The 983-nt window shown below is 72.0% G+C and carries 1 protein-coding gene; it reads right to left on the bottom strand.

Annotated elements, in window-relative coordinates; translation table 11 throughout:
* Window positions 1–87: 87 nt before the first annotated feature.
* Entirely contained in the window at window positions 88–948 is an 861-nt protein-coding gene (locus AC27KI_RS25805; RefSeq protein WP_487116677.1) for an amidohydrolase family protein, read from the bottom strand.
* Window positions 949–983 lie beyond the last annotated feature (35 nt).

Genomic DNA, 983 nt, shown 5'->3' with positions numbered 1-983 from the left:
GCCGTCATCGCGGTCGGATGACGACTGGGAAACCTTCTGAGAAAAAGCCCGGCGCCTTGCCGGGCGGGCGCCGCAGGCCGACGGGAGTCAGGCGGGCCCGGCCTGCACCGGCACGCTGCCGATGCCCAGCAGCCGCGCCGCATTGCCGTACAGCACCCGGTCGATCACGCTCTCGCGCAGGCCCAGCGCCAGGGCGTCCTCGATGGACTGGCCGATCGGCCGGAACGGGTACGACGAGCCGAACAGCAGCTGGTCGCCCAGAAACCCATTGGCCGCCTCCACATAGGCCGGGCTGCCGGGCTGGAACAAATACATGTCGGGCACCAGGAACACGTTGTCGTAGCGAAAGGCCAGGCCGATGGCCTGCTGCACGTTGGGCCACCAGCCGTGGTACGCCACGATGGGCAGGCGCGGAAAGGCCTGCGCCACGCGCGCGACCGGGGCCGGGTCGTTGAAGCGCAGGTCGGGCGAGGTCGGCCCGGTCATCAGGAACACGGGCACGCCCAGCTGTTGCGCCCGCTCGTAGATGGGAAAGTACACCGGGTCGTCCGGGTGGCGCGGCGGCTGGCCGAAGCCCGGTTCGATGTCGATGCCCGCCAGGCCCAGCACCTTCACGGCGCGCTCCACTTCGGCCAGCGCGGCGGCCTCGCCCTGCAGCGCCGGGTCCACCGCGCCGATGCCGATCAGCTCCGGCTGGCCCTGCACGATGGCATGGATGGCGTCGTTGGGCAGGTGCTGGCCGGGCGTGTGACGGCCCACCACCACGGCGTGCGACAGGCCGGCATCGCGCACCTCGGCCAGAAAGCCTTCGGGCGTGCGCGAGCGGGTGAAGTGCGCGTCATCGCCGCGCGTGCCCACGCGCCGGTTCAGCCAGCGCGCCAGGTCTTCGCCGGGCGAGCCGGGCGTCCGGCCGAAGAAGTCGTGCAGGTAGGCGGGCCGGCAGCGCATGTCGATCACGCGCGGGGTCGTGGTGGCGGCGCTCA

The organism is Acidovorax sp. KPB24-03 (assembly GCF_057546605.1).
This window is presented reverse-complemented; position numbering and strand designations above follow the sequence as displayed.

Excerpts from the sequence above, each read along its gene's own strand:
- AC27KI_RS25805 (WP_487116677.1), bottom strand. The coding sequence starts at position 948 with ATGCGCTGCCGGCCCGCCTACCTGCACGACTTCTTCGGCCGGACGCCC.